This is a genomic window from Duganella alba (assembly GCF_009674495.1).
GTDB classification, from domain to species: domain Bacteria; phylum Pseudomonadota; class Gammaproteobacteria; order Burkholderiales; family Burkholderiaceae_D; genus Rugamonas; species Rugamonas alba.
In genome coordinates this window covers 293,182-313,831 of the sequence record NZ_WKJN01000001.1, presented here as the reverse complement: position 1 = coordinate 313,831, position 20,650 = coordinate 293,182, and the positions used below count along the sequence as shown (strand labels likewise).

The 20,650-nt window shown below is 64.4% G+C and carries 17 protein-coding genes; 14 read left to right on the top strand and 3 right to left on the bottom strand.

The features are described 5' to 3' along the window. Positions 1-32: 32 nt before the first annotated feature. A complete protein-coding gene (locus GJ695_RS01345; protein ID WP_154361808.1) occupies positions 33-2,435 on the top strand; it encodes an acyl-CoA dehydrogenase in 2,403 nt (800 codons plus the stop codon). On the opposite strand, the gene GJ695_RS01340 is transcribed toward GJ695_RS01345, so the two are convergent. After that, positions 2,395-3,201, bottom strand: a complete 807-nt coding sequence (locus GJ695_RS01340; protein WP_154361807.1) for a ferritin-like domain-containing protein — start codon at positions 3,199-3,201, stop codon at positions 2,395-2,397. The two genes, GJ695_RS01345 and GJ695_RS01340, sit on opposite strands and share 41 nt — an antisense overlap. A gap of 178 nt (positions 3,202-3,379) precedes the next feature. Between GJ695_RS01340 and GJ695_RS01335 the strand changes: the two genes are divergently transcribed. From GJ695_RS01335 to GJ695_RS01280, 12 genes are all read left to right on the top strand, one after another. Further along, positions 3,380-3,898, top strand: coding sequence for a PRC-barrel domain-containing protein (locus tag GJ695_RS01335; RefSeq protein ID WP_154361806.1), 519 nt, complete (start codon positions 3,380-3,382; stop codon positions 3,896-3,898). Between the two features lie 100 nt (positions 3,899-3,998). Continuing rightward, complete coding sequence (locus tag GJ695_RS01330) at positions 3,999-4,742, top strand: transporter substrate-binding domain-containing protein (protein WP_154361805.1); 744 nt, start codon at positions 3,999-4,001, stop codon at positions 4,740-4,742. A 61-nt stretch (positions 4,743-4,803) separates the two neighbouring features. Further along, the gene (locus GJ695_RS01325) at positions 4,804-6,234 is read left to right on the top strand and encodes a circularly permuted type 2 ATP-grasp protein (protein ID WP_154361804.1); all 1,431 of its coding nucleotides are present in this window, start codon (positions 4,804-4,806) and stop codon (positions 6,232-6,234) included. Between the two features lie 9 nt (positions 6,235-6,243). After that, positions 6,244-7,197, top strand: a complete 954-nt coding sequence (locus GJ695_RS01320; RefSeq protein WP_154361803.1) for an alpha-E domain-containing protein — start codon at positions 6,244-6,246, stop codon at positions 7,195-7,197. Between the two features lie 14 nt (positions 7,198-7,211). Then, positions 7,212-8,015 (top strand): transglutaminase family protein, encoded by an 804-nt coding sequence (locus tag GJ695_RS01315; protein ID WP_154361802.1) that lies wholly within the window; start codon positions 7,212-7,214, stop codon positions 8,013-8,015. Between the two features lie 41 nt (positions 8,016-8,056). Beyond that, entirely contained in the window at positions 8,057-8,932 is an 876-nt protein-coding gene (locus GJ695_RS01310) for a proteasome-type protease (RefSeq protein WP_154361801.1), read from the top strand. Positions 8,933-8,993: 61 nt separating this feature from the next. Further along, positions 8,994-9,383, top strand: a complete 390-nt coding sequence (locus GJ695_RS01305) for an Hpt domain-containing protein (protein ID WP_154361800.1) — start codon at positions 8,994-8,996, stop codon at positions 9,381-9,383. A 487-nt stretch (positions 9,384-9,870) separates the two neighbouring features. Continuing rightward, entirely contained in the window at positions 9,871-10,173 is a 303-nt protein-coding gene (locus tag GJ695_RS01300; RefSeq protein WP_229260270.1) for a hypothetical protein, read from the top strand. A 69-nt stretch (positions 10,174-10,242) separates the two neighbouring features. Next, positions 10,243-11,154, top strand: coding sequence for a LysR family transcriptional regulator (locus GJ695_RS01295; RefSeq protein ID WP_154361798.1), 912 nt, complete (start codon positions 10,243-10,245; stop codon positions 11,152-11,154). A gap of 132 nt (positions 11,155-11,286) precedes the next feature. Beyond that, positions 11,287-13,164: a serine protein kinase gene (locus GJ695_RS01290; RefSeq protein ID WP_229260269.1), complete on the top strand. Its 1,878-nt coding sequence runs from the start codon at positions 11,287-11,289 to the stop codon at positions 13,162-13,164. Position 13,165: 1 nt separating this feature from the next. After that, a complete protein-coding gene (locus GJ695_RS01285) occupies positions 13,166-14,287 on the top strand; it encodes a DUF444 family protein (RefSeq protein ID WP_154361796.1) in 1,122 nt (373 codons plus the stop codon). Beyond that, positions 14,284-15,666 carry a SpoVR family protein gene (locus GJ695_RS01280; protein WP_154361795.1) on the top strand — a complete coding sequence of 461 codons (1,383 nt, stop codon included), beginning with the start codon at positions 14,284-14,286 and terminating at the stop codon, positions 15,664-15,666. The genes GJ695_RS01285 and GJ695_RS01280 overlap by 4 nt, the downstream gene beginning before the upstream one ends. Here GJ695_RS01280 and GJ695_RS01275 read toward each other — a convergent pair. Next, the gene (locus GJ695_RS01275) at positions 15,623-16,684 is read right to left on the bottom strand and encodes an SDR family oxidoreductase (RefSeq protein WP_154361924.1); all 1,062 of its coding nucleotides are present in this window, start codon (positions 16,682-16,684) and stop codon (positions 15,623-15,625) included. The two genes, GJ695_RS01280 and GJ695_RS01275, sit on opposite strands and share 44 nt — an antisense overlap. Beyond that, positions 16,684-17,964, bottom strand: a complete 1,281-nt coding sequence (locus GJ695_RS01270) for a nucleotide sugar dehydrogenase (RefSeq protein WP_154361794.1) — start codon at positions 17,962-17,964, stop codon at positions 16,684-16,686. Before GJ695_RS01270 ends, GJ695_RS01275 begins: the two co-directional genes overlap by 1 nt. A gap of 133 nt (positions 17,965-18,097) precedes the next feature. On the opposite strand from GJ695_RS01270, the gene prsT reads away from it, so the two are divergent. Continuing rightward, positions 18,098-20,647, top strand: a complete 2,550-nt coding sequence (prsT, locus tag GJ695_RS01265; RefSeq protein WP_166454985.1) for an XrtA/PEP-CTERM system TPR-repeat protein PrsT — start codon at positions 18,098-18,100, stop codon at positions 20,645-20,647. Positions 20,648-20,650: the final 3 nt, after the last annotated feature.

Sequence of the window (20,650 nt, the reverse complement as noted above, 5' to 3'; positions counted from 1 at the left end):
GTTATCTTCCGGCTAACTGGAAGGAGATCATCATGATCCTATGGATAGCCTTGGCCTTGCTGGCCGCAATCGTTGTCGTTCTCGCCTATGCGCCGCTGCGCCGCAGCCTGATTACGCCTCATATTTATGCGCTATTCAAGCGCATCCTGCCGCCGATGTCCGACACCGAGCGCGATGCGCTGGAAGCCGGCACCACCTGGTGGGACGCCGACCTGTTCTCCGGCCGCCCGGACTGGAACAAGTTCATGCAGATCCGCCGCCCCACGCTGACCGACGAGGAACAATCCTTCCTCGACAATGAGGTACGCCAGCTGTGCGAGATGGTCGACGACTGGGAAGCCACGCAGGTGTGGCAAGGCCTGCCGGCCGCCGCCTGGCAGTTCGCCCGCGACAAGGGCTTCCTCGGCATGATCATCCCCAAGCTTTACGGTGGCAAGGCTTTCTCCGCCTACATGCACTCGCAGGTGGTGATGCAACTGTCGACGCGCTGCTCGGCGCTGGCGGTGCAGGTGATGGTGCCCAATTCGCTGGGCCCGGCCGAACTGCTGCTGCATTACGGCACCGATCAGCAGAAAGATTATTACCTGCCGCGCCTGGCCAGGGGCGAGGAAATCCCCTGCTTCGCGCTGACTAGCCCGTATGCCGGCTCGGACGCCGCCGCCATCCCCGACACCGGCGTGGTCTGCATGGGCCAGCACGACGGCCGCGAGACGCTGGGCCTGCGCATCACCTGGAACAAGCGCTACATCACGCTGGGGCCGATCGCCACCCTGCTGGGCCTGGCCTTCCGCGTCACCGATCCGGACAAGCTGCTGCCGCCGGACGCCACGCCCGGCATCACCTGCGCGCTGATCCCGACCGATCATCCGGGCGTGGTGATCGGCCGCCGCCACTGGCCGCTGAACGCCGTGTTCCAGAACGGCCCGACCAGCGGCAAGGACGTGTTCATTCCGATGGAATGGATCATCGGCGGCCCGCGGCAGATCGGCAAAGGCTGGCGCATGCTGATGGAATGCCTGGCGGCCGGCCGCGCGATTTCGCTGCCGTCGGCCAGCGTCGGCACGGCCAAGCTGGCGGTGCGCGGCACCAGCGCCTATTGCGCGATCCGCCGCCAGTTCAATACCGCCATCGGCAAGTTCGAGGGCGTGCAGGAAGCGCTGGCGCGCATGGGCGCCAATCTGTACATGATGGATGCGGCGCGCAAGCTGTCGGCGCTGGCGGTGGATCTGGGCGAGAAGCCGGCGGTGATTTCCGCCATCGCCAAATACCATGTAACCGAGCGCGGCCGCGCGGTGGTGAATGACGGCATGGATATTTTGGGCGGCAAAGGCATTTGCATGGGCCCGTCCAACTTCCTGGCGCGCGCCTACCAGCAGATTCCGATCGCCATCACGGTGGAAGGCGCCAACATCCTGACGCGCTGCCTGATCATCTTCGGCCAGGGCGCGATCCGGGCCCATCCCTACGTGCTGAAGGAAATGCGCTCGACCGCCGATGCCGACCAGCGCAAGGGGCTGGTGGACTTCGACGCCGCCTTCTTCGGCCACATGCGCTTTACCTGCGCCAACGCCTTCCGCTCGCTGTGGTACAGCCTGACCGGCGGCCTGACGGCGCCGGTGCCGGAGCGCGCCGACGAAGACATGGCGCCGTACTACCGCGCAGTTGGCCGCCTGTCGACCGTGTTTGCGCTGATGACCGACCTGTCGATGTTCACGCTCGGCGGCGACCTGAAACGCCGTGAACGCATTTCGTCGCGCCTGGGTGATGCGCTGTCGATGATGTACCTGATCAGCGCGACGCTGAAACGCTACGAGGACGACGGCCGCCACGAAGAAGATGCGCCCTACGTCCACTGGTCGGTGCAGGATGCGCTGCACAAGGCGCAGACCGCATTGGACGGTGTGCTGGAAAACTTCCCGAGCCGCCCCGCCGCCTGGCTGGCGCGTCTGCTGGCCTTCCCGTTCGGCCTGCCGTATGCGCCGCCGTCGGACAAGATCGGCGCCCAGGTCGCAGTCGCCCTGCAAACCCACGGCGACGCCCGCGAACGCCTGCTGGCCGACAGCTTCCTGGCCGACGACCTGCGCGATCCGGTGGCCTGCGGCGAGCTCGCCTTCGGCTTGCTGTACATGGTGGACGGCATCGAGCACCGCCTCAAGCCTGCCATCAAATCCGGTGAACTGGCGCCGATTCCGCAGAGCCTGCCGGAGATGGAACACTGGATCGCCCGCGCCGCCGCGCAAGGCCTGATGACGCCGGAGGAACGCCGCGCCATGTCCGATTTCGCCCGCTACACCGACCTGTCGGTGCATGTTGACGACTTCCCGCAGGATCTGAACGCGGCCGTGGATGCGGACAAGCGCCGCCGCATGGCCGCGCGCGATTCCGGCGAAACGGCTAGCCCTGCTGTGTCAACGCCAGCAGTTCCGCTTCGCTGAAGCCGGCCTGCCGTCGGGCCTCCAGATTGAACGGTCCGCGCGGCGTTGGCGCGTTGTACTGGCGCGCCAGGTCGGCGTAGGCTGGAATCAGCTCCAGCCCGCGCTGGCGGCACAGGTAGCCGTACCAGCGGTTGCCGATCTCCACGTGACCGATTTCGTCACGCAAGATGATGTCCAGGATGGCGGCGGCTTCCTTGTCGCCGGCCTGGGCCAGCTTGGCGCGCAGAGGCGGATTGGCATCCAGGCCGCGCGCCTCCAGCGTGCGCGGCACCAGCGCCATGCGCGCCAGCACGTCGTCGCTGGTTTTGGCCACCATCTCCCATAAGCTGTCATGCGCCAGATAGTCGCCATAACCGTGGCCGAGACGCTGCAAATGCTCTTCCAGCAATGAAAAATGGTAAGCCTCTTCGCGCGCCACCTGCAGCCAGTCGGTGTAGTACTCGGGCGGCATGCCGGCGAAACGCCAGATGGCGTCCAGGGCGAGGTTGATCGCGTTGAATTCGATATGCGCCAGCGCGTGGATCAACATGGCGCGGCCCTCCGGCGTATTCATGGCGCGGCGGCCGACTTGCAGCGGCGGCACCAGTTCCGGCCGCTGCGGGCGGCCCGGAATCTCGGCCGACGACGTCATCTCCGTATGCGGATCGGGCACGCACATGCCCTGCTGCGCCGCGTCAGCCAATGCGTACACCGCCGCCACCTTGGCCATCGGATCAGGTTCGATCAGGCAATGCAGCGCGCCGGCGCGAAGTTTGGGAGCGGTCATTCGTAGCCTTCCATTTTTGCAAGGGCGATAGTTTAGCACTTTGGTTCTTGAAGAACTAATCTCTGTCCTACATCCACACTGCGCGCGCACCGATAGCTCAACTGTCGCCGGAGCCGCATGATGGTGCATGTCACTGCGTCGCTCGACGCGGGACCTTACCAACCATCTGGAGACCACCATGAGCTACCTAGACCGCGACACCTATGGCATTTACCGCAGCGATGACGAAGCAGGCCCAGGCCCGCGTCTGATGGGCGCCGACACGCTGATCGGTGAAGATGTCTACAATCGCCAGGACGAAGACCTGGGCGACATCAAGGAAATCATGCTCGACATGCGCAGTGGCCAGGTCGCCTACGCCGTGCTGTCCTTCGGCGGCTGGCTGGGCATGGGCGACAAGCTGTTCGCCGTGCCGTGGCAAGCGCTGCAACTGGACACCGACAACAAGCGCTTCCTGCTGGACGTATCCAAGGAACACCTGAAAAACGCCCCAGGCTTTGACAAGGACGATTGGCCGGACATGGCCAGCGCCGATTTCAATACCCAGATGCACAGCTTCTACGGCACCCAGCAGAACATCGCCGGCGGCGTCACCTCGACCGGCAGCGTGATGGGCACCGGTACCGGCAGCCTGCAAAGCGATCCGGGCTACAGCCGCAGCAGCAGCACGCCGGGTTCGGGCAGCGGCAACATCTAAGTCATCCGGATTTCGTCGTAGTCAGGGCCTGTCGCCATCCGGGGACAGGCCCTTGCTGTTTGCTATACTCGGGTCCTTATCGATTCGCACGGGAGCCGCGATGCGGCGCAGGGCTTTTGTCACCGGCATCACTGTCTCGGCGCTGGCTGGCCCGCAGGCATGGGGCGCTGAGGCGCACCATCTCATCATGGCCAGCGTGGTCACCGATAACGATGGCTTTGCCGCACGCTGGCTCGCATTGATCTATCACGACGCCTTTGGCCAACTGGGCGTGACGCTGGAAATCCGCGGCTTCCCCGCCGCCCGCGCCGCCGCGGAAGCCGCCGCCGGCAATGTCGACGGCGAACTGGCGCGCAGTTACGACTACGCTGCTGTCCAGCCAACCCTGATCCGCGTAACCGAACCGACACTCTTTGCGGACACCGTGGCCTACGTCAAGCGCGCGGATGTGCGCCTGGCGCCCGGCTGGGAAGGCCTGCGCGACACCCGCTACCGCGTCGAGTACCGGCTTGGCTATCCCGTCATGGCCAGAAAACTGGCGCTGGTGGTGCCGGCGGGCGGCCTGACCGACGTGCGCAACGCGGAAACCGGGCTGCGCAAGCTGGTGCGCGGGCGCTCCGACATCTACGTGGATGTGGCCTACACCGTCGATTCCCTGCTGGAACGGAGCGAATTCCGCGGCGTCGGCATCCGCCGCGCGGCGGTGCTGGAACACGGCACCATTCACGCCTTCCTCAACCGGCGGCATGCCAATCTGGCGCGCCGCCTGTCCGCCGTACTGAAAAAGATGCACGACAGCGGCCAGATCGAACGCTATCGCCAGCAGGCCTTGCACCAAAATTGAGCATTCCCACTGGCACGTTTCTTGATAGAAGAATAAACGTGCTCAACTGGGAACGTTCAATATGGCAAAATTCTTCAACGAAATGACTGCTGATGGCCTGGCGCACAACGCCAGCGCCGAGGTCCGTGAACATTACCGCGAGTTCTGCGGCTGGCTGCAGCGCCAGTCGGCGGAAACCATCGAACGCAAGCGCGCCGAGGCGGATCTGACCTTCCGCCGCGTCGGCATCACGTTTGCCGTGTATGGCGACGACGCCGGCACCGAGCGGCTGATTCCCTTCGATACCATCCCGCGCATCATTCCGGCGGCCGAATGGAAGCAGCTGCAGACCGGGCTGGTCCAGCGCGTCAAGGCGCTCAACATGTTCGTTCACGATATCTATCACGATCAGAACATCATCAAGGCCGGCATTATTCCTGCCGAGCAAATCTACAAGAACGCGCAGTACCGGCCGGAGATGCAGGGCATCAACGTCGCCTCCGACATCTACGCCCACATCGCCGGCGTCGACATCGTGCGCGCCGGCCAGGGCGAATTCTACGTGCTGGAAGATAACCTGCGCGTGCCGTCCGGCGTCTCCTACATGCTGGAAGACCGCAAGATGATGATGCGGCTGTTCCCGGAACTGTTCGCCCGCAACAAGATCGCCCCGGTCGACCATTACCCGGACATGCTGCTGGATAACCTGCGCTCGGTGGCGCCGATGGGTATCAACGACCCGACCGTGGTGGTGATGACGCCCGGCATGTACAACTCCGCCTACTTCGAGCACGCCTTCCTGGCCCAGCAAATGGGCGTGGAACTGGTCGAGGGCAAGGATTTGTTCGTCAGCGACAACACGGTGTTCATGCGCACCACGCGCGGACCGAAACGGGTGGACGTGATCTACCGCCGCCTGGACGACGATTTCCTCGATCCGCTGGCCTTCCGTCCGGATTCCTCGCTCGGCGTGCCGGGCCTGCTGTCGGTCTACCGCGCCGGCCGCGTAACGCTGGCCAACGCCATCGGCACCGGCGTGGCCGACGACAAGTCCATCTATCCCTATGTGCCGGACATGATCAAGTTCTACCTGTCGGAAGAGCCGGTGCTCAACAACGTGCCGACATATCAATGCCGGAAAAAGGAAGATCTGGCCTACACGCTGGCCAACCTGGCGGAACTGGTGGTCAAGGAAGTGCACGGCGCCGGCGGCTACGGCATGCTGGTCGGTCCGGCCTCGACCAAGGCGCAGATCGAAGACTTCCGCCAGCGCCTGCTGGCCAAGCCGGACGGCTACATCGCCCAGCCGACGCTGGCGCTGTCCGCCTGCCCGACCTATGTGGAAAGCGGCATCGCGCCGCGCCACATCGATTTGCGGCCGTTTGTCCTGTCCGGCAAGACGATTTCCATGGTGCCGGGCGGCCTGACCCGCGTGGCGCTGCAGGAAGGCTCGCTGGTGGTGAACTCGTCGCAAGGCGGCGGCACCAAGGACACCTGGATACTGGAACGATAAGGAGACATCATGCTGAGCCGTACCGCCGATCACCTGTTCTGGATGGCCCGCTATACCGAGCGCGCCGAGAACACCGCGCGCATGCTGGACGTCAATGTGCAAACGTCGATGCTGCCGCAGTCCGACGAGGAAAACACCAAGGGCTGGCGCGCCCTGCTCGGCATCTCCGAGCTGCAACACGCGTTCAACCAGAAATACCAGTCGCTCGAGGGGCGCGAAGTCATCGACTTCATGGTGCGCGATCCCGGCAATTCGTCGTCGATCGTGGCCTGCCTGACGGCGGCGCGCGAAAACGCCCGCGCCGTGCGCGGCACGCTGACCACCGAGGTGTGGGAAATCCAGAACCAGACCTGGCTCGACATGCAGTTCCGCCTGAAAAGCGATCTGCTGGAAACCGATCCCAGCAAGTTCTTCGAATGGGTCAAGTACCGCTCCCACCTGTCGCGCGGCGTCACGCTGGGCACCATGCTGCGCGACGAGGCGGTGCACTTCATCCGCCTCGGCACCTTCCTGGAGCGGGCCGACAACACCGCGCGCATCCTGGACGTCAAATACCATGGCGGCGGCGTCGAAACCGGCAATGGCGAAGGCATGAGCCAGCGCGATTTCTATTACTGGGCGGCCATGCTGCGCTCGGTGTCCGGCTTCGAGATCTACCGCAAGGTGTACCGCGACGTCATCACGCCGGCGCGCATCGCCGAGCTGCTGATCCTGCGTGGCGACATGCCGCGCTCGCTGCTGGCCTGCATGGACGAGGTGGTGCAGAACCTGCACGAAGTGCGCAACGACGTTTCGGCCGACACCGAACGCTTCGCCGGCCGCCTGCGTGCCCAGCTGCAATTCGGCAAAATCGACGACATCCTGGCCGATGGCCTGCACGACACGCTGACCCGCTTCCTGGCGGACATCTACGAACTGGGCAATCGCGTCAGCCGCGATTTCCTGGTGCCGCTGGCGGCATAAGCGAAAGGTACCCCATGCAACTGACCATCCGGCACGAAACGCGCTACACCTACACCCTGCCGCTGGCCTACACCATCCAGCAGCTGCACCTGACGCCGCGCGCGGAACCGCAGCAGCACGTGCTGTCGTGGAGCCTGTCCACGCCGGGCCATGTGCACGCCTACACGGATGCCTACGGCAACCTGTCGCACATGATGACCATGGACGCGCCGCACAACGCCCTGTGCATCGTCGCCAGCGGTTCGATCGCCACCACGGCGCCGGACCGCGGCCGGGTGCCGAACGGCGACCACCTGTCGCCGCTGATTTTCACCGTGCCGACGCGGCTGACGGCGGCCACGCCCGGCATCCTGGAGCTGGCCGCCTCGTGCTTGCCGGATGGCAAGGCGCAGTCGAAGGACCTGATGTGCCTGGCGGAGCACATCTTTGGTGCGGTCCGGTATCAAAGCGGTGCGACGGCGGTGTCCACCACCGCCAGCGATGCATTGGCCCTTGGCCAGGGCGTGTGCCAGGACCATGCCCACCTGTTCCTGGCCTGCTGCCATGCGCACGGCATTCCGGCGCGCTACGTGTCCGGCTACATCGATCCCGGCAACACCGGCCATGCGGCCAGCCACGCCTGGGTCGATGCCTGGGTCGACGACAAGGATTACAGCGGCTGGATCAGCATCGACGTCACCCACGCCCGGCTGATGACGGACGCCTATTGCCGCCTCGCCATCGGCCGCGATTATGACGGTGCGGCGCCGGTGCGCGGCGTGCGGCGCGGCGGCGGCACCGAGTCTTTGAGCGTCGACGTACAGATCGTGCCGCAATGAGCGGTGTAAAATAACGATACTTTCAATCAATACTTTCTACGATGACTTATTGTGTGGGCATGCGCCTCGATGCCGGGCTGGTGTTTTTGTCGGATTCGCGGACCAACGCGGGCGTGGATCAGGTCGGCACGTTCCGCAAGATGAGCGTGTTCGAAATCCCCGGCGACCGCATGATGGTCATGATGACGGCCGGGAACTTGTCGATCTCGCAATCGATCCGCCAGCTGGTGTCGGAACTCAAGACCGAGGACGGCCACAGCATCTGGAACGCGCCGACCATGTACGAGGCGGCGCGCCTGCTGGGCGAGGCGGTGCGCCAGGTGCATGAGCGGGACGCCAAGTCGCTGTCCGACTTCGGCATCGAATTCAACGTCAGCATGATTTTCGGCGGCCAGATCAAGGGCGAGCGTTGCCGTTTGTTCCAGATCTACTCGGCCGGCAATTTCATCGAATCGCACGACGAAAACACCTATTTCCAGATCGGCGAAGCCAAGTATGGCAAGCCCATCATCGACCGCGTGGTGACGCCGGCCACCTCGCTGGACGACGCCGCCAAGTGCGCGCTGATTTCCATGGATTCCACGCTGCGCTCCAACGTCTCGGTCGGCCTGCCGCTGGACATGCTGGTGTACGAGAGCGGCAAGCTGGCCGTGACGCACTTTGTAACAATTGATGAACGCAACGAGTATTTCCAGATGATCCGCAACACCTGGGGCGACCAGCTCAAGAGCGTGTTCGAAGGCCTGGAAGCGCCGGTGTGGAACGCCGCCCCGGAAACGCCCGGCAAAGTGTTGCATGCGGCCAACGCCATCGGCAAGCCGGTGCGGATCGCGCCGCCGGCCGGCGTGGTGGCGCCGTCCGTCTCCAGCGCGCCGCTGCAGACGCTGTCCCAGCAATTTTACGACGGGCAGCAGTAATGAAGCTGGCCTCCACGGCGGCGTATGATAGGATAAAAACAACCTATCCCGGAGCACCCGCATGACTGAAGCCATGAACCCCGAACTGAGCATTTTCTCGGTCGATACGTTGTTGAAGTACATGGGGAATGACGACAAAGCGCTGACCATCGTCTCCAAGATCGTCCGCGACGCCTGCGCCCCCGGCATGGCGCCGTTCGAACAGGCCGGCGCCGCCCTGCGCGAGGAGCGCCTGACCGACGCCAACAAGATCTTCCACAGCCTGCGCGGCTCGATCGGCGCGCTGGGCGCCAAGCGGCTGGTGGCGGCTTCGCTGGCGCTGGAAAAATCGATCGCCGAACGCCAGCACGACGCCATTCCGGCCCTGTTTGCCGCGCTGGAATCCGAATACCAGCTGGTGCTGCGCGACGCCGACGCGTGGCTCAAAGGCAACGCCTTGCCGGGTATCTGAGCACCACCATCGTTCACGATTTATGAATTCCGGGTCATGCTGCACTGCACAGCAGATCCGTGCTCGGCTGTAACATTTTAGCCATTAACGAATGGTTACAATTGTTACCCGTGTTTGTCATGTGCAGTCGGGTTGTGCAAATTCTTCATGCTAATATCCCCAGCACTTGCACTTCGGATGCTTGCGCAAATGCGAATGCCGAGCGTGCGCCATGATTTACGACAACTTTGTAGAATCTGGGTACGATTATTTCATTTTGCAAGTTATTGCGTAAGAGACAATTTGCTCAAACGCAAGTATAATGGTGCGGCGCATCGAGTTTTCTTTGAGACGCACGCGACAGCTTTAAACAAGGGTTTAATTTATGGAATTATTCAACAAGTCTGGTGTATTGATATCTGCAGTGCTGCTGCTCGTTGGCGCTTTGATAGCCTGCCAGGCTCAGGAGGATGCGATTCCATCATCGACTGTGATTGAAGCTGCCGCCATGCAAATCGGCCCTGCGGGTCAGCCCGCCGCCGAACGCCGGCTGCAGGAGTGGGCGGACCAGGGTTCCCCGGTCGCCCAGCGCGAACTGGCGCTGCGCTACCTGTCCAACCCGGACAAGCGCCACGAAGCCATGCAACTGTTTGAACGCGCCGCCAGCGCCGGCGACGCCCAGGCCGCGGTCGGCCTGGTGGGCATGGCCCATGAAGCCAGCGCGGGTTCCCGCGGCGGCAGTGCCGGCGCCGCGCTGAACGCCAGCCGCGTCATCAAGGAAGCGGCCACCACCAATTACCTCGCGCATTAAATCGAGCCTGGCGCAAGCGACATAGCCGCCCACCTTCCGGTGCCGCGGCTTTTTTTTCGGGAGTGATGCATGGACCGCTTGCGAGCGCTGGAAGTTTTTGTCGAAGTCGTCAAGCGCGACGGCTTTGCCCGTGCGGCCGAGGCGCTCGATACCTCCCCTGCCAATGTCACCCGTTACATCAGCGACCTGGAAGCCCATCTGCAGACCCGGCTGCTGAACCGCAGCTCGCGCAAGATGTCGCTGACGTCCAGCGGCGAAGCGCTGTTCGAGCGCGCCAAGTCGATTCTGGATGATGTGGCCGAGGCCGAGGCGATCGTCTCGTCGGCCGCGCTGCAGCCGCATGGCGTGCTGCGCATCAATGCCCCGCTCAGCTTCGGCGTGCTGCACCTGGCGCCGCTGTGGGCCAGATTCATGCGGCTGTATCCGGAGGTGCAACTGGACGTGGCCCTGATCGACCGCGTGGTCGATATCGTCGAGGAAGGCTACGACATGGCGGTGCGCATCTCGCGCGCCGGTTCCGCCTCGAACGTGGCGCGCAAGCTGGCGACGTCGCAGAACGTGCTGTGCGCGTCGCCGGAATACATCGAGCAGCGCGGCATGCCGCGGACGCCGGCCGAGCTGTTGCAGCACGACGGCATCGGCTACAGCTACGCCGCCACCGCCGACGAATGGCATATGCTGGACGCCGCCGGCCAGCCGCACAGCGTCAAGATGCCGTGCGTGATGCACACCAATAACGGCGACACCGCGCGCGCCGCCGCCCTCGGCGGTCTCGGCGTGATCTGGCAGCCGACCTTCCTGGTGGGCGCCGACCTGCGCGCAGGTCGCCTGCAACGGGTGCTGCCGGACTATCACATGCCGGACATGGACGTGCTGGCGGTCTATCCCAGCCGCCGCCACCTGAGCGCCAAGGTGCGCGTGATGATCGATTTCCTGGTCCAGGAGTTGTCCGGCACGCCGCCGTGGGACCGTACCGCCTGAAAGTTCCCTTTTTCCGTTTGAGGCAGATCATCCGGGATGCCGCCCCCAGCGCCGATACTCCAAGCTTGCGGAGGAAAGGCGGCGATGGACAAAGCGGAGCATCAACAATCCCGGCAACAGTTTCGCGACCAGTTGCGGGCATTCACACAGCAGCATCGCGCCGGCCACTGGAGCGGCAGCCTTGCCGATTTCATGGAGCACGTGCTGCCGGCTGCGCCGTCGCAGTTGGCGCGCACTTCGCATCAATACATCTGGGACATGCTGCGCTGGAGCGGCAAGGAGCGCTGCGCCCTGTTCGCCGACGAACTGTTCGGCATTGACGACGCGCTGAACCGCGTGGCCGACTATTTCAAGGCGGCCGCCGCCGGCTCCGAAGTCGGCCGGCGCCTGCTCTTGCTGCTGGGACCGCCATCGGGCGGCAAGTCGACGCTGGTGATACGCCTCAAGCGCGGATTGGAGGAGTACAGCTACACCGAGGCCGGCGCCCTGTACGGCATCGCCGGCTGCCCGGTGCACGAATCGCCGCTGCATCTGGTGCCGCACACCTTGCGCGGCGGTTTCCGCGACAGCTACGGCGTCGATGTCAGCGGCGAACTGTGCCCGCATTGCCGCGTGCGCCTGGAGCACGAGCTGGGCGGCGACTTCCTGCGCATGCCGGTGGAACGCATCTTCATTTCCGAGGCTGGCCGCAGCGCCATCGGCACCTATGCGCCGCACGATCCGAATACCGCCGATATCGCCGACCTGGTCGGCTCGGTTGACCTGTCGCGCGTGGCGGAATACGGCGACGAGGGCGATCCGCGCGCTTGGTCATGGTCCGGCACGGTGTACGCGGCCAGCCGCGGCCTGCTGGAAATGATCGAGATCCTGAAGGTGAAGCGCGAGTTTCTCTACCTGCTGCTGACGCTGACGCAGGAGAAAAACGTCAAGGTCGCGCGCTTCCCGCTGATTTACCTGGACGAGACCATCCTGGCCCACACCAACCTGGCCGAATTCCGCAAGTTTTTGCAGGAAAGCGAGAATGAAGGCCTGCTCGACCGCATGGTCATCGTGCAAGTGCCCTACACCCTCAACTACCGCGAGGAGGCGCGGATTTATCGCAAGCTGATCCTGTCGGCGCCGGCGTTCCGCGACGTCCACATGGACCCGCATGTGCTGCACGCCGCAGCCGTGTTCGCCGTTCTGAGCCGGCTGCACGAAGGCGAGGAGCGCGACGCCGACCTCGCCAAGCGCGTGCGCATCCACGCGGGCGAGGACGTGGACGGCGTGCATCACAACGAAGCGCTGCGCGTGCGCAACAAGGAAAAATCGCCGGAGGAAGGCTTGTCCGGCGTATCGCCGCGCTTTGTCATCAACGGCCTGTCGCACGCCATCATCCAGTCCGAGCGCCACAGCATCAGCACCATGGACCTGCTGCTGGCGCTGAAGGACGCCATCGAAAGCGACGCCCGCATCGAATCCGCGCGCAAGCGGCGCTGGGTCGATTATCTGGTGTTGACGCGCAAGGAGTTCTACAACCGCTGGGTCAAGGAAGACGTGCACAAGGCCCTGTTCGTGTCGTTCGAGCAGGAGGTTGCCGACCTGCTCGACAAATACCTGGACGAGGTCGAGGCGATGCTGGACAACCGCCAGGTCAAGGACCCCATCACCAACGAGGAGCGGCGCCCGGACGAGCGTTTCCTGCGCGCGGTGGAGGAAAAAATCCATATTTCCGACTCCGGCAAGCAATCGTTCCGGCAGGAGGTGGTGCGCAAGGCCATGGGCGCCTACAAGCGCGGCGAACGGTTCGGCCTGACCAGCCATGCGCCGTTGCGCGACGCCTTGCAGCAATACCTGTTCGAACAGCGGCGCGACGTGCTGCGGCTGGTCAGTTCCTCCAAGCGCCCGGACGACGAGGTGCGCGCCAAGATTTCCGCCGTCGAGCAGCGGCTGGTGGACGAGTACGGCTACGACAGCCACTGCGCGCGTGAAGCGCTGAACTACGTCACCACGCTGCTGGCACAGGAGTGATATGCGCAACGACTGGTACGACCTCTTTTCACGCGGCGCACGCGACTGGCTGCGGCACAACGACAAGGTGCGCGAGGCGGTGCGGCAGCATCTGCCCGAAGCCATCGCGGGCGCCGACCTGATGACAGGCAGCGGCGACCACGGCGTGCAGGTGCCGCTCAAGCTGCTGGAGCACGCGCGCTTCCGCTTGTCCGGCGAATACAGCACCACCGGCGCCGGCCAGGGGCCGGGCCAGCCGGGCGATGTTCTGCGCTCGCCCTACTTCGATGACGACGACAACGGCGCCGGCAACGAGGGCGGCGACATCACGCTGCTGATGGAATTCTCCATCGATGACATCATGGACTGGCTGTGGGAGGACTTGCAGCTGCCGCAGCTGGAACCACGCGGCAACGCCACGCTCGACGACGCCGACGTGGTGCGCGAAGGCTGGGACAAGCGCGGCGCCCGCTCACGCCTGGATCGTCGCCGTACCGTCAAGGAGGCCGTGAAACGCCGCGCCGTGCAGACCGACCCGCCGCCGTTCAGCAATGACGACCTGCGCTTTCGCCAGCTTGTGCCGCATCCACGCCCCACGTCCAGCGCCGTGCTGTTCTTCATGCTCGACGTGTCGAGCAGCATGACGGTGGCCGAGCGGCGTCTGGCCAAGACTTTCTTCTTCCTTGCGCTGCAAGGACTGCGCCGCAAGTATCACAAGATCGAAACGCGCTTCCTGGCCCACGCGGCGCAGGCATGGGAATTCAACGAGGCCGATTTCTTCGAGGCCAGCGGCATGGGCGGCACCATGGCGTCCACCGGTTTCAGGCTGGCGCGGGAGCTGCTTCAGCGTCGCTACGACAAGGCCGGCTGGAACAGCTACCTGTTCTACGCCTCGGACGGCGACAATTTCGCCGAAGACCGCGCCGCCGCCAGCGTCGCCTTGGCCGCGCTGGCCAGGCAGATGAATTACATGGCTTACGTGGAAACGCTGCCCGGCATGCCGCGCATGCAGGACACCGAAATCGGACGTCTCTGGAAGGAATGCGAGCGGCGCGGCTTGCCGCTGTCCAGCGCCATGCTATCCAGTCCCGACGACGTGTTCACGGCCATCCGCCAGTTCCTGGTCCAGCAGGCGGCGACATGAAGCTCGACGATTACAACACCAGGCTGCAAGCGCTTGCCGCCGAACTCGGCCTGGATTACTACCCGGTTGATTTCGAGCTGGTGCCGCAGAACTTCATGCTGGAAATCGCCGTCTATGGCGTGCCGGTGCGCATGCATCACTGGTCGTTCGGCTTGCGCTACATTCACCAGCTGCTGCACCAGCACATGGGTCATTCGCGCATTTTCGAAGTGATGTTCCCTGGCGACCCCTGCCGGGCCTACATGATGGACCGCAATTCGCTGGCGGAAAACACGCTGGTGACGGCGCACGTCATCGGCCACGCCGATTTCGTCAAGCGCAACGCCCTGTTCACCCGTTTCATGAGCATGGCGGGTGGCCACATCCTTGAGCAGAGCGCCGCCCGCGCCCACAATCTGGAAGATGCGCTGCTGCGCCATGGCCAGCAGGCGGTGGAGTCGGTGCTGGACGCCGCGCTGGCGCTGGAGCCGCATATCGACATCAACCAGCCGCTGTACCGGCAGCCTTACGCCGAGCCGGCCATCGACGCTGCGGCGCCGGACGCCTTCCGCCAGCGCTTCCAGGCCCTGCCCGGCGAATCCCGCCCGGCGCCGGCGCCGCCGGGCCGCCCCAAAATACCGCCGCATCCGGAACAGGATCTGTTGTGGTTCATTGCCCGCCACGCGCCGGAGCTGAAGGATTGGGAACGCGATATCTTCCTGGCGGTGCGCGAGGAAGCGTTCTATTTCTTTCCCGTCCACGCCTGCCAGATCATGAACGAAGGCTGGGCCTCCTACTGGCACGCGCGCCTGCTGCGCGAAGCGGACTTCCTGCCCCACGACCTGTACCTGCAGGCGCTGCGCGCGCATTCGGACGTGGTCCGGCCCTACGGCAACGAGCAGCAACTGGCGCTGGCCATCAATCCCTACCACCTGGGATTCGCCCTCTGGGAAGACATCATCGACCGCGAAGGCATCGACGCCGCACGCCGCATCTGCGCCGAAGAAGACGATTCCGGCTTCATCCGCCACCACCTGCATGCGAAACTGGCCGAAAAGCTGGACCTGTTCAGCTACCAGGCCCGCAGCGACGGCGAAGCGCGCGTGGTCAGCCGCGATATTCACGACGTCCACGAAGCCATCCTCGGCCCGAAGTACAACTATGGCGCCCCGTTCATCCAGGTCGAGCGCATGAACGACGATTTCAGCCTGGTCCTGCGCCACGACCACACGCGCGACGGCCGCGGCCTCGACCTGGCGCAGGCCGAGCAGGTGATGCAATACGTGGTCCGCGTCTGGCGGCGGCCGCTGACCTTGCACACGGTCGACTTTCGCGGCACGCCGCGCACCGTGCAGGTCACGCCGCCAGATTCTGCTCGTACCAGCGCAAGGCTTGTCTGAGGCCGCGCCGCAGGTCGTGGGTGGGCGCGTAGCCCAGCAGGCTGGCAGCCTTGGTGATGTCGGCCTGCGAATGGCGCACGTCGCCGGCGCGGAACGGCGCATACTGCGGCTGGTAGTCGCGCAGATGGGCATGCCGCTCCACCAGCAGTTCGTGCAACAGCAGATACAGCTCGTTCAAGCTGGTACGCGCGTTCAGCGCCACGTTGTAGACCTGATTGACGGCCGCCCGGTTGTCCGTCAGCGCCGCCAGCAGATTGGCCTGTACGGCGTTGGCCACGTAGCAGAAATCGCGGCTGCTTTCGCCGTCGCCGTTGATGATGAGCTGGCGCTTGCCTATCATCGCCGCCACCCACTGCGGAATCACGGCCGCGTAGGCGCCCGCCGCATCCTGGCGCGGGCCGAACACGTTGAAATAGCGCAGGCCGATGGTTTCCAGCCCGTAGCAGCGGGCATAGACGCCGGCATACAGTTCGTTGACATACTTGGTCAGCGCATACGGCGACAAGGCGCTGCCGATATGCTGTTCCACTTTCGGCAGGCCCGGATGATCGCCATAGCTGGCGCTGGAAGCGGCATACACCACGCGCTTGACGCCGGCATGGCGTGCGGCATCAAGGATATTCAGCTGCCCGGTGATATTGATATCGTTACACAGCAACGGGTCGGCCAGCGAACGGCCGACCGAACCGAGCGCCGCCTGGTGCAGCAGGTAGTCCGCGCGATCGCAGGCCTGGCGGCAGACGGCCAGATCCCGCACGTCGCCTTCAATCAACTCAAAGCAGCGCCAGGCGACCGGCCCCACCAGCTCCCGCACCTGGTCCAGATTGTGGCGATAGCCGGTCAGGAAATTATCCACGCCGACCACGCGCTGGCCGAGCTCCAGCAGCGATTGCAGCAGGTTGGAGCCGATGAAGCCGGCAACGCCGGTGACCACCCAGCGGTATTGCCCGCCCTGCAGGCGCTCGCGCGCGCTCTGATAGGCCGTGGTGGCTGGCGTACCATTTTCGTAGTCGCTCATCATAGCCTCCATACGCTGAGACCGCTGCTGCGCAGCGGATCGGGATCGAATTGGGACTTGAGGTCGATGAAGCAGCCGCTGGGTGCGATCTTGTCCAGCATCTGGCGCAGCGGTCGCGCGGCCAGCTCGCGATGGGCGACCGCGCTGATGACGGCCTCGGCGGCCGGCAAGTCGTCCCACGCTTCCAGCCGCACGCCGTATTCATGCATGGCTTCCTCGGCATCCGCCACCGGATCGTGCACATGGACGTGCAGGCCATAGGATTGCAGCTCGCGGATCAGATCGGCGACCTTGGAGTTGCGCAGATCCGGGCAATTCTCCTTGAACGTCAGGCCCAGTACGTTGACATGACAGCCCTTGAGCTTGAAGCCGGCGCGCACCATTTCCTTGACCGTTTTCTCGGCCACAAACTTGGCCATGCTGTCGTTGATGCGGCGCCCGGCCAGGATCACGTCCGGGTGATAGCCCAGCATCACCGCCTTGTGCGTCAGATAGTAGGGATCGACGCCGATGCAGTGTCCGCCCACCAGTCCGGGCCGGAACGGCAGGAAATTCCACTTGGTGCCGGCCGCCTGCAACACCTCCAGCGTATCGATATTGAGCCGGTCGAAGATGATGGCCAGCTCATTCATCAGTGCGATGTTGAGGTCGCGCTGGGTGTTCTCGATGACCTTGGCCGCCTCCGCCACCTTGATGCTCGATGCGCGATGAACGCCGGCCTCGACCACGTCCTCGTACAGCGCCGCCACGCGTTCCAGCGTGACGGCGTCATCGCCGGACACCACTTTGCGGATGGTCGCCAGCCGGTGCTCCTGGTCGCCGGGATTGATGCGCTCCGGCGAAAAGCCGACATGAAAATCGCGTTGCCAGCGCAGCCCCGAGCACTGCTCCAGTATCGGGATGCACACTTCCTCGGTGGCGCCGGGATAGACGGTGGACTCGTAAATCACCACCGCGCCCGCCTTCATATGCCGCCCGACCATCTGACTGGCGCCGGACAGGGCGGTAAAATCCGGATTGTGCGCGTCATCAACCGGTGTCGGCACCGCCACCACGATGTAGTCGGCCTGCGCCAGCGCGGCCGGATCGCAGCCCATTTCCAGCCAGCGCGCATCGGCAAATTGCGCCGCGCTCACCTCGCCTGCCGGATCGACGCCGCGCCGGTAGCTCGCCACCTTGCGCGCCGACAGATCCACACCGATGGTGCGGCGGCGCGCGCCGAACGCCACCGCCAGCGACAAGCCCACATATCCCAGCCCCACCACGGCGACCACTTCCATATCTGCACCTCTTCAAAGAGCGTTGAATGCCTGCGTCAGCCGATTCTACGAGCGCCTTTTGCTCTGCCATTTGAGGGCGATCAACGAGTGCCGCGCCGATCGTTCCTACTCTAGGGTTTTCTGGGAGATCGTCATGGCGCTGTTGCGTGTCTTGTGGATATTGCTTGTGCTGGCCGGCTGCAGCCGCACGCACAGCGAAACCGATCTGATGGCGGAGGCGGCGAAATACACGGCGCGTGGCGAGGCCAAGGCCGCCATCATCCAGTTGAAGAACGTCTTGCAGCAGGCGCCGTCCAACGGCCAGGCGCGCCTGATGCTGGGCCAGCTTTATCTGGACACCGGCGACGTGCAGTCGGCCGACAAGGAACTGCGCCGCGCGCTGGAGCTCGGCGTCAATCCCGGCGACGTGCTGCCATCGCTGGGCAAAGCGCTGTTGCAGCAGGGCCAATATCAAAAGGTGCTGGATGAAATTCCGGCAAACGAACAGCAGCCGCAGTTGCAGGCGTTGCGCGGCCACGCGCTGCTGGGCCTGAACCGCGTTGAGGAAGGCCGCGCCGCCTTCGCGCAAATCATGTTGCGCCATCCGGACAGTCCGCCGGCACTGCTGGGCCAGGCCCGGCTTGCGCTGATGGACGGCAATCAGAACGATGCGCTGGCCCTGGTGCACAACGCGCTGGCGCAGCAGGCGGACAATCTGGAAGCCTTACGCCTCAAGGGCGACGTCCTGCGCCTGCTCAACCAGAACGACGAGGCGCTGGCCGCCTACCGGCGCATGCTGCAACTGCGTCCGGTGCTGTTGCAGCCGCACGTCGACATGGCCAATTTGTACATCCAGTCCGGCAAGCTGGCCGAGGCGCGCAAGGAGCTGGTGATCGCCCGCCAGGCCGCGCCCAACAGCCTGCTGCTGATCTACACGCTGGCCCTGCTGGAATATCGCGAAGACAAAATCCCGGCCGCGCAGGATCATCTGGCGATGGTGCTGCGCGCGGCGCCGGAACATCTGCCCAGCAATCTTCTGATGGGCGCGGTGTTGCGCAAGAAAGGAGACTACACGCAAGCCGAGCAACATCTGCGCAAATTCCTCGAAGCCAATCCGGGCAATCCCTACGCCAGCAAGCTCCTCGCCTCGACACTGATGAGCAGCGGTTCGCCCGAGCAGGCCCTGGCGATTGTCGAGCCGCTGTTCGACAGCCAGCAGCAGGATCTGGAAATGATGTCGCTGGCCGGCGAACTCTATATGCGCCTGCGCGAGTACGGCAAATCCACCGCGTATTTCGAACGCGCCAGCAAGCTGGCGCCGCGGACGCCGATGCTGCACGCGGCGCTGGCCATGAGCCACATGGGCCAGGGCGACAATGACCGCGCGGTGGCGGAGATGGAAAACGCCGCCGGCCTGGACACCAAATCGTCGCGCGTGGCGACCTTGCTGGTGCTGACGCAACTGCGCAACCGCCAGTACGACAAAGCGCTCGCATCCGCCCGACGGCTGGAAGCCCAGTCGCCGCAGAACCCCATGGTGCAAAACCTGAAAGGCGGCGTGTTGCTGATGAAAGGCGATGTGGCGGCGGCCCGCGCCGCATTCGAACGCGCGCTGGCGATCGATCCGCTATACGTCCCGGCCATGGACAACCTGACCAGGCTGGATGTGACAGACAACAAGCCCGAGGCGGCGCGCAAGCGCATGGAAGCCGCGCTTGCCAAAGACAGCAACAACGTCGATATCATGACGGAGCTGGCCAATCTGGCGATCAACCAGGGCCAGTTGAAACCGGCAGCCGCCTGGCTGGAGCGCGCGGTGCAGGCGAAGCCCGACCTGCTGGAGCCGTCGCTGCGGCTGGCGCACTTCTACTCGCGTAACAACGAGGCGCCGAAAGCGCTGCTGCTGGCGCAGAAGATGCTCGCCACCAATCCGTCCAATCCGCAGGTGGTGGCGCTGGTGGCCGCGTTGCAGTCGCGCATAGGCCAGGACGATGCCGCGCTGGACAACTGGAGCAAGCTGGCGGCGCTGCAGCCGAATTCCGCCGTGATCCAGCACCAGTTGGCCGGCGCGCGCGCCGAGGCCAACGACAAGGAAGGCGCCACGCAAGCACTCGGCAAGGCCCTCACGCTGTACCAGGAAGCCTTTGACAGGCAGCCGTCCGGTCCCGCCTTGCTGGCACTGTACGGCGCCCTGATTCAGGCAGGTAAGGTCAGCGAAGCCCGCGCGCGCGCGCAGCAGTGGCTGGCCACGCACAGCAGCGATGTGAATACGCGCGTCTATTTTGCCAGCAGCCTGCTGGCGCAAAAGGACTATCCCGCCGCCACCGCGCAGTTCGAACTGGTCATCAAGCAGGCGCCGACCCAGGTGATCGCATTGAATAACCTGGCGTGGCTGTACCAGCAGCAGCGCGATCCACGCGCGCTCGACTATGCTGAAAAGGCACACAAGCTGGCGCCCGGCAGCGCAACCGTCACCGACACGCTGGCCTGGGTGCTGGTGGAACAGGGCAAACTAGAACGTGCGCTGCCGTTGCTCAAGCAAGCGGCGACACAAGTCCCTGCAAACAATGAGATCCGCTATCACTACGGCGTCGCCTTGTCCAAGTCCGGCGACAAGCCCGGCGCCCGCGCGCAGCTGGAGCCGCTGCTGGCAGCCAAGGGCTTCGACCGCCGCGACGCCGTCCAGGCGCTGTTGGCGCAATAACGC

Bases quoted from the DNA above. Each gene is read 5' to 3' on its own strand.
- GJ695_RS01345 (WP_154361808.1), top strand. From the start codon at position 33: ATGATCCTATGGATAGCCTTGGCCTTGCTGGCCGCAATCGTTGTCGTT.
- GJ695_RS01340 (WP_154361807.1), bottom strand. From the start codon at position 3,201: ATGACCGCTCCCAAACTTCGCGCCGGCGCGCTGCATTGCCTGATCGAA.
- GJ695_RS01335 (WP_154361806.1), top strand. From the start codon at position 3,380: ATGAGCTACCTAGACCGCGACACCTATGGCATTTACCGCAGCGATGAC.
- GJ695_RS01330 (WP_154361805.1), top strand. From the start codon at position 3,999: ATGCGGCGCAGGGCTTTTGTCACCGGCATCACTGTCTCGGCGCTGGCT.
- GJ695_RS01325 (WP_154361804.1), top strand. From the start codon at position 4,804: ATGGCAAAATTCTTCAACGAAATGACTGCTGATGGCCTGGCGCACAAC.
- GJ695_RS01320 (WP_154361803.1), top strand. From the start codon at position 6,244: ATGCTGAGCCGTACCGCCGATCACCTGTTCTGGATGGCCCGCTATACC.
- GJ695_RS01315 (WP_154361802.1), top strand. From the start codon at position 7,212: ATGCAACTGACCATCCGGCACGAAACGCGCTACACCTACACCCTGCCG.
- GJ695_RS01310 (WP_154361801.1), top strand. From the start codon at position 8,057: ATGACTTATTGTGTGGGCATGCGCCTCGATGCCGGGCTGGTGTTTTTG.
- GJ695_RS01305 (WP_154361800.1), top strand. From the start codon at position 8,994: ATGACTGAAGCCATGAACCCCGAACTGAGCATTTTCTCGGTCGATACG.
- GJ695_RS01300 (WP_229260270.1), top strand. From the start codon at position 9,871: ATGCAAATCGGCCCTGCGGGTCAGCCCGCCGCCGAACGCCGGCTGCAG.
- GJ695_RS01295 (WP_154361798.1), top strand. From the start codon at position 10,243: ATGGACCGCTTGCGAGCGCTGGAAGTTTTTGTCGAAGTCGTCAAGCGC.
- GJ695_RS01285 (WP_154361796.1), top strand. From the start codon at position 13,166: ATGCGCAACGACTGGTACGACCTCTTTTCACGCGGCGCACGCGACTGG.
- GJ695_RS01280 (WP_154361795.1), top strand. From the start codon at position 14,284: ATGAAGCTCGACGATTACAACACCAGGCTGCAAGCGCTTGCCGCCGAA.
- GJ695_RS01275 (WP_154361924.1), bottom strand. From the start codon at position 16,684: ATGAGCGACTACGAAAATGGTACGCCAGCCACCACGGCCTATCAGAGC.
- GJ695_RS01270 (WP_154361794.1), bottom strand. From the start codon at position 17,964: ATGGAAGTGGTCGCCGTGGTGGGGCTGGGATATGTGGGCTTGTCGCTG.
- prsT (WP_166454985.1), top strand. From the start codon at position 18,098: ATGGCGCTGTTGCGTGTCTTGTGGATATTGCTTGTGCTGGCCGGCTGC.